6 protein-coding genes are annotated in these 6,914 nt (G+C 56.9%); 1 reads left to right on the forward strand and 5 read right to left on the reverse strand.

All coding sequences use genetic code 11. From position 1 onward, the window contains the following. The 4 genes from AC2VLY_RS06990 to leuS all read right to left on the reverse strand — a co-directional run. A partial coding sequence (locus AC2VLY_RS06990) for a glutamate-5-semialdehyde dehydrogenase (protein ID WP_486921997.1) occupies positions 1–1,111 on the reverse strand: 1,111 nt, incomplete at its 3' end. Positions 1,112–1,234: 123 nt separating this feature from the next. Continuing rightward, positions 1,235–2,230 carry a DNA polymerase III subunit delta gene (gene holA, locus AC2VLY_RS06995; RefSeq protein WP_031572519.1) on the reverse strand — a complete coding sequence of 332 codons (996 nt, stop codon included), beginning with the start codon at positions 2,228–2,230 and terminating at the stop codon, positions 1,235–1,237. A 1-nt stretch (position 2,231) separates the two neighbouring features. Beyond that, positions 2,232–2,750 carry an LPS-assembly lipoprotein LptE gene (locus AC2VLY_RS07000; protein WP_486921998.1) on the reverse strand — a complete coding sequence of 173 codons (519 nt, stop codon included), beginning with the start codon at positions 2,748–2,750 and terminating at the stop codon, positions 2,232–2,234. After that, positions 2,747–5,212 carry a leucine--tRNA ligase gene (leuS, locus tag AC2VLY_RS07005; protein ID WP_486921999.1) on the reverse strand — a complete coding sequence of 822 codons (2,466 nt, stop codon included), beginning with the start codon at positions 5,210–5,212 and terminating at the stop codon, positions 2,747–2,749. Before leuS ends, AC2VLY_RS07000 begins: the two co-directional genes overlap by 4 nt. Before the next feature lie 166 nt (positions 5,213–5,378). Between leuS and AC2VLY_RS07010 the strand changes: the two genes are divergently transcribed. Then, positions 5,379–6,182, forward strand: coding sequence for a DNA-formamidopyrimidine glycosylase family protein (locus AC2VLY_RS07010; protein WP_486922000.1), 804 nt, complete (start codon positions 5,379–5,381; stop codon positions 6,180–6,182). A gap of 36 nt (positions 6,183–6,218) precedes the next feature. On the opposite strand, the gene AC2VLY_RS07015 is transcribed toward AC2VLY_RS07010, so the two are convergent. Beyond that, positions 6,219–6,686, reverse strand: coding sequence for a rhodanese-like domain-containing protein (locus tag AC2VLY_RS07015; RefSeq protein WP_486893972.1), 468 nt, complete (start codon positions 6,684–6,686; stop codon positions 6,219–6,221). Positions 6,687–6,914: the final 228 nt, after the last annotated feature.

Below are 6,914 nucleotides of genomic sequence, written 5' to 3' on the forward strand. Positions count from 1 at the left end.
AGGCATTGACCATCACCGAGCTGGCGTCGACTTCACGCAAAAAGCGTCGGGCGTGGGTATAATTTTCAGTCAGAATGGATTCGGTATGCTGGGACCCATAGCGATTGATGTGCGCAATAGCGGCGTCGAGATCGTCGACGATTTTGAGGGAAATGATGGGCGCCAGATATTCCGTGCCATAATCCTCTTCCGTAGCCGCCACGGCACCGGCAAGGCGTGGCAGGCTCCGTTCGCAGGCCCGGACTTCGATGCCTTTTTCCTGCAGTGCCGTGACGATAGGAAGCAGCAGATCTTCCATGCGATCCTTGTGGATCAACAGGCTTTCGGCGGTGTTGCAGGTGCCCAGTCTTTGGGTTTTGGCGTTGACCACCACTTTCAGTGCCTTGCGGGCATCCGCATCGGCATCGACATAAACATGGCAGTTGCCGTCCAGATGCATAATCACCGGCACTGTGGCATCGGCCTTGATGCGGGAAATCAGCCCTTTGCCGCCGCGCGGAATGACCACATCCACATGAGCATCCATGCTGATCAGCACACCGACGGCTTCCCGGTCTGCCGTATTGACGTATTGCACCAGATCCAGGGGTAATACCGCCTTACCCAAAGCCGCCCGCAAGCGTTCGGCAATAGCCATGTTGCTGTGCAGGGATTCCGAGCCGCCGCGCAAAATGACCGCATTGCCCGACTTGACGCAGAGACCGGCGGCATCAGCCGTGACATTGGGACGTGACTCGTAAATCATGGCAATCACCCCCAGCGGCGCCCGCATATGACCGACCTGGATACCGCTGGGGCGATAACGCAAATCCGTGATTTCACCAACAGGATCGGGAAGTGCGGCAATTTCTTCGAGGCCCCGGGCCATCGCCTCAATGCGCGTCTCATCCAGTCGTAAACGGTCAATAAAGGCAGCATCCTTGCCCGCCTCTTCGGCACTGCGCAGATCCTTGCGATTGGCACGCTGCAGATTATCGGCATCACGCCGTAAAAATTCTGCCATCAGGCGCAAGGCCTGGTCCTTGGCGGCACTATCGGCGCTTTGCAGACGCCGTTGGGCGCTGCGGGCCCGTTCGCCAATTTTTTCCATTTCCTGGTGCAAATCCATCATCAGTCTCCTCTTTCGTGTCAGTCAGGCTGACATGAGTTCAGCGAAGAACCTTTCGTGTCGGGCAATATATGGCCTGCCAATTGGGAATTCATTCGCGCGGATATCGGCTCTATTGTGCCGTTCTCAGGCTGATCCGGCAATTCGCAGGCATAAATCGGTCAGGGCGGGCCAGACCGGAGTAGGGTCCTGACCCTTGATGCGGGCGTCAATTTCAAGGCATTCACGGATACCCGCCAGCAGGCTATGACCCGGCAAACGCCGCGCCGCCGCGCGGAACCAGTTCTGGCGGGGAGGGAATACCCGGTTCTGGCGAAAAACCTGATCAACGTCCACATGGGCAGCGCGTAATTCCGCCAGTATCCGCAAATCCTTGTGGAGTGCCCAGAGACAAAGGGCCGGTTCACCGTCGCCACTGCGCAGACGATCAATAATGCGCAGAATTTGCGTTGGTTCAGCGCGCAGCGTCGCATCCGCCAGATCATAAATATTGAACTGGCTGCTGTCGGCCAGTACGTTACGAATAGCGGCAACATCCACCGCCTGCCCCGGATAAATCTGCTGCAGCCGTAAAATGGCCTGATGGCAGGCCCCAAGATTGCCCGCACTCAGATCCGCCAGCAACTGGATGGCCTCGTCATCTGCCGACATTTTTTGCAGTTTGAGGCGTTGTTCTATCCAGCGGATCCAGTCCGCGCCTTCGGGACGATACAACAACAGGGTCTGGCCGTGGCTTTCCAGGGCCTTGAACCATTGCGTTTTCTGGACGCTGGCATCGGGGCGTGGGCCGCTGAAGACGAGCAGGGCATCGGGGGGCGGCGAAGCCAGCCAGTACTGCAGGGCGCTGACGCCTTCCTTGGGCAGCTTGATGCTGTCCAGACGCAGGAGGAGTAGGCGTTGTTCAGCGAAAAGTGAGCCAGCATCCCGCTCATCCCGCAGCGCATCCCAAGGGGCGGAGGAATGATTCAGCCGTTGGCGTTGGGCAAAACCCTGTTCTGCAGCAACCTGGCAGAGTGCTTCTTCAGCTTCCTGCAAAAGCAGCGGTTCATCAGAGAACAAACCGTAGACGGACGCCAGCTTACCCTGCAGGTGTCCTGACCACTGTCCCGGCTTGAGTCGCATCTCAGCCGCCGGACTGACGGACGACCGGACTGTTCAGAACCCGCCGGAGAATCTGCCGGGCACCCTGCTCCATCAGCAATCTTTCCATGCGAATTTGTTGCTCATTGGTAGCCAGAGGGTTCCCGCTGTTATAACTGAAACTGTTTTCCACCAGCAGCGACTGGGCGGGAAGAATGATTTTTTTCTGATGATCCATGACGCTGAATTGCGCATGGAGGGTGTCCAGAAATTCCAGAGCCACGCCGCTACTGGGGCTGATGCTGATAATCCTTTGCGAGACATAGGCATTATCAATGTGCAGGACAGGACCATCCGCGCGGCTGTAATTACCGTCGCGCTGCAATTCACGGTGAACGGCTGCGGCCAGGGTGCCGCCACTGGGACCGCTTCCAGAAACACGCATCCCCTGCAACCTGGGCGGAACGGTTGATCCGGTCTGCAAATGAAACCCGCAACCTGCCAGCCCGAGCAAAAGCAGGCTCATCAACCCGTAAATGCCACGCTGGCGCCATGCTTTCATCCCAGCACCAGATTAACCAGACGGCCCGGCACGACAATGACTTTGCGCACGGTTTTACCTTCCAGATGACGCTGCATGGCCGGGCTGGCCAGCACTGCCTTTTCGATGGCCTTATTGTCCGCTGTGACCGGAAAATCCATGCGCTCCCGCAATTTCCCATTGACCTGGATGACCAGGGTCAGCGTGTCTGACTTGAGTGCCTCGGAGTCGGCGCTGGGCCAGGAGGTATGGATGATATTGCTTTTCTGGCCCAATACTTCCCAAAGTGTTTCAGTCATGTGCGGGGCAAAAGGCGAGAGCATCAGCACAATGGCACGCAATCCCTCGCCCAGTACGGCACGCAAGTCTTTGGGCGCATCAGCACCGACTTTCATGAGGCCGTTACTCAGTTCCATGATGGCAGCAATAGCCACATTAAAATGGTAACGACCTTCCATATTGCGGCTGACGCGTTCAATGCACTGATGAACGGCGCGACGCAGATCTTTCGCCTCGTCAGATAATTCTGCCGGTACCATCAGATTCTCTGCCCCATATTCATGGACCAGGCGCCAGATACGGCTCAAAAAGCGATGCGCTCCTTCGACAGCCGCATCAGACCACTCCAGATGTTGTTCGGGGGGGGCCGCAAACAAAATGAAAAGACGGGCAGTATCCGCACCATAGCGATCAATGAGTCCTTGAGGGTCAACGGTGTTCCCCTTGGATTTACTCATTTTACTGCCGTCTTTCAGCACCATGCCCTGAGTGAGCAACTGCTTGAAGGGTTCATCGTGCACAGCATCTGCAGGTAACAATCCCACATCCCGCAGCAGGCGATTGAAAAAACGGGCATAGAGAAGATGCAGTACGGCATGTTCCACCCCGCCCACATACTGGTCTACCGGTAACCACTCGGCGGCGCGCGCATCCAGCATGGTATCAGCATCAGGACAGGCGAAACGGGCGTAGTACCAGGAACTTTCCACAAAAGTATCCATGGTATCGGTTTCACGCCGCGCCGGAGCCCCGCAGCGCGGACAGGGCACATTCATAAACTCCGGATCATCCAGCAGGGGAGAGCGGGGGTCCTTGAGTTGATAATGGGTGGGGAGCACGACCGGCAAGTCCTGCTCAGGAACCGGCACCACGCCACAATGTTCACAATGAATCATGGGGATGGGCGTACCCCAGTAACGCTGACGGGAAATTCCCCAATCGCGCAGACGGTAATTGATGGTTTTCCGGCCCAGACCGCGTTCGGAAACGGCCTCGGTGATGCGGGTTTTTGCCTGCACACTATCCAGACCGTTGAAGTCTCCCGAATGCACCAAAGTTCCGGCACCTGTGTAGGCTTCAGTCATGGCGGCTGCTTCAACCGGCGCAGATTCTGCCGCAATGACAATCTGGATGGGCAGCCTGTATTTCTGGGCAAACTCGAAGTCACGCTGGTCATGGGCGGGCACGCTCATCACGGCCCCTTCTCCATAACCCATCAGCACGAAGTTGGCCGTCCAGACCGGCAGTTCAGCGCCGGTCAAGGGGTGTTTGACGAACAGGCCGAGAGGGTGTCCTTCTTTTTCCTGGGTTTCGATGCTGGCTTCGGAAACCGAGCCATGCCGGCAACGCTCCAGAAATTCAGCCAGATCCGGATTCTGCTCTGCCGCCTGCAGGGCCAGCGGATGCTCTGGCGCTACGGCCAGATAAGTGGCGCCCATCAGGGTGTCGGGGCGCGTCGTGAAGACCTTGATAACCCCTTCTCCGCTCGCCAGGGGAAAATGAATTTCCGCCCCCTCAGAGCGCCCGATCCAGTTGCGCTGCATGGTCAGCACCTGTTCCGGCCAGCCTTCATTCAGGGTATCCAGACCCTCCAGCAATTCTTCGGCGTAGGCGGTAATGCGCAAAAAATACTGAACAATTTCGCGCCGCTCGACGGGGGCACCGGAGCGCCAGCCGCAACCATCCACCACCTGTTCATTGGCCAGCACCGTCTGGTCAACCGGATCCCAGTTGACGGTGCTGAGTTTCTGGTAAACCAGACCCTTTTCCCAGAGCTTGAGGAACAGCCATTGTTCCCAGCGGTAATAGTTGGGGGTGCAGGTCGCCAATTCCCGTGACCAGTCATAGGATAATCCCAGCCGCTGCAACTGCCCGCGCATGTGGGCAATGTTGTCCATGGTCCACTCGGCCGGGGCCAGACCATTTTTGAGAGCCGCATTTTCGGCAGGCAAACCAAAGGCATCCCAGCCCATGGGTTGCAGGACATCCTTGCCGCGCATGCGCTGATAACGGGCGATGGCGTCAGCAATACTGTAATTGCGCACATGGCCCATATGCAGTTGTCCCGAAGGATAGGGAAACATGGCCAGAGCATAGAATTTTTCCTTGCCGGGCACGCTGGGTGCGCGGAAAGACTGCTGCTCCTGCCAGCGTTTTTGCACTGCCGGCTCAAGGTCTTGGGGGGAATAGGCGGGAATATCCATGGATTCTGTTGTTCAGCCGATTTGTTGAAGTGGCACAAAGGTTGCCACAGGCACCAGAGTGGCGCAATGTTCCAGCGCGAGGAACTGTCCCCTGCCATTGGCGCATTGTCCCATGCAGGTTAGACTAACCTCCGACAGCAATTAAAATATCGAATTTGGAGAAAACATGGCTGAATTGCCAGAACTGGAATTACTGAAACAAAAATTACGCCGCAACATCCTCAACAAGCGGGTCAATGTCATGCAGGTGCATAACGCCAAAGGCGAGTTGCTGACTGATGGCGCGGGCATTGAAGAAGCCGCTTTCAAGGGCAAACCAATTACCGATTTGCATCGCTATGGTCAGTACCTGTTTCTGGAATTGGCGCGCAAGGATATTCTGGCCATGCAGCTGGGTGGCGAACTCACTGTCGATTTGGAGCGCGGGCCTGCCCAGGCAGAAAGCGAAGAAGAAGCGCGGGCCGTTCTGGAAATCCAGATTAATGGACATCAGCGTTTACGCCTGCATGGCACGCAGTTAGGTAATCGCCTGCGGATGCTCGACGAAAACAGCGATGTGGATTTTCTGACCAAGCTTGGACCGGATCCTTTGATGGTGCATGGCGAAGGGCTGGCGGTTTTACGTGAGGCGCTGTCTCGCCGCCGCAGTGCCCTGCGCAATATTCTCCTGGATGATGCTTTTGCGCCGGGCATTGGTGCGGTGTGGGCTGATGAAATCCTGTATCAGGCGCGCCTGCGTCCTGATCGCACCGCCCCCAGTCTGACGGACGAAGAGCGCGACCGTTTTCTGGAGCATATTCCCAAGGTGCTGGACCGGGCAGTTCGCTGTCAGGCCAAAACCAATCTGCTACCCAAAACCTTCCTCACCCGGCACCGGGAAGACAACCAGTGTCCCGGCTGCGGCGCCGCCCTCGAAACCCTATCGGTGGGTGGTAAAAACGCGCTGTTCTGCCAGGCCTGTCAAAGCTGAGTCAATCTGTCCCGGTCTGGTAGCGTCTGCCCGGCCTTACTTGTGTTTCCACGGCAGACCGCTGGCTTTCCAGCCCTCGACTTTGCCGCGCTGACCCTGCTGGTCCGGCTTACCCTCAAAGCCCCCCAGAATGTTGTAGCAGTGGTGATAACCCAATTCGGCCAGATGCTCGGCAGCCGCCAGCGAACGGCCACCGGTGCGGCAAAGCAGCAGCAGGAAATGGTCGGGCGTTACTTCTTTTTTAATCTGCTGGTCAAAATCCGGATTGGGCGTCATGCCGGGATAGTTCTGCCAGGGAATATGTTTACTCCCTTCAATCATGCCCACGAAATCCAGCTCTGGATGCGAGCGGACATCCACCAGCACGGCGTCGGGATGCTCACGAAGCAGCGCATGGGCTTCTGCAGGGGTCATATCCCCGGCATGACGTTTGCCTGCAGCCTTGGCGCGTTCATGGGCTTTTTCAAGAATTTCTGCGGTACTCATGGCTGTTGTCATGTTCATGTCGGTCTCCTGATGGCGGGATCATGCTTATCCCTGCCTTTCATTGTCAAATATAGCACGCCCTGCTGAATTTTAAGGCGACCTTACGGCCGGAATTTTTTCTTGCAGAAGTGCATTGACGCATTGCTAGCCGGTGTTGGTTCATCATGTGTTTGCCCAACGGGAAAATTCAGCGGCGTGATTTTTGCGTCCGCTGGGATGCTTTGTTAGCCATTAAATCCTGAAGCC

This window comes from Acidithiobacillus sp. TH-A36 (assembly GCF_057473445.1).

Bases quoted from the DNA above. Each gene is read 5' to 3' on its own strand.
- holA (WP_031572519.1), bottom strand. From the start codon at position 2,230: ATGCGACTCAAGCCGGGACAGTGGTCAGGACACCTGCAGGGTAAGCTG.
- AC2VLY_RS07000 (WP_486921998.1), bottom strand. From the start codon at position 2,750: ATGAAAGCATGGCGCCAGCGTGGCATTTACGGGTTGATGAGCCTGCTT.
- leuS (WP_486921999.1), bottom strand. From the start codon at position 5,212: ATGGATATTCCCGCCTATTCCCCCCAAGACCTTGAGCCGGCAGTGCAA.
- AC2VLY_RS07010 (WP_486922000.1), top strand. From the start codon at position 5,379: ATGGCTGAATTGCCAGAACTGGAATTACTGAAACAAAAATTACGCCGC.
- AC2VLY_RS07015 (WP_486893972.1), bottom strand. From the start codon at position 6,686: ATGAACATGACAACAGCCATGAGTACCGCAGAAATTCTTGAAAAAGCC.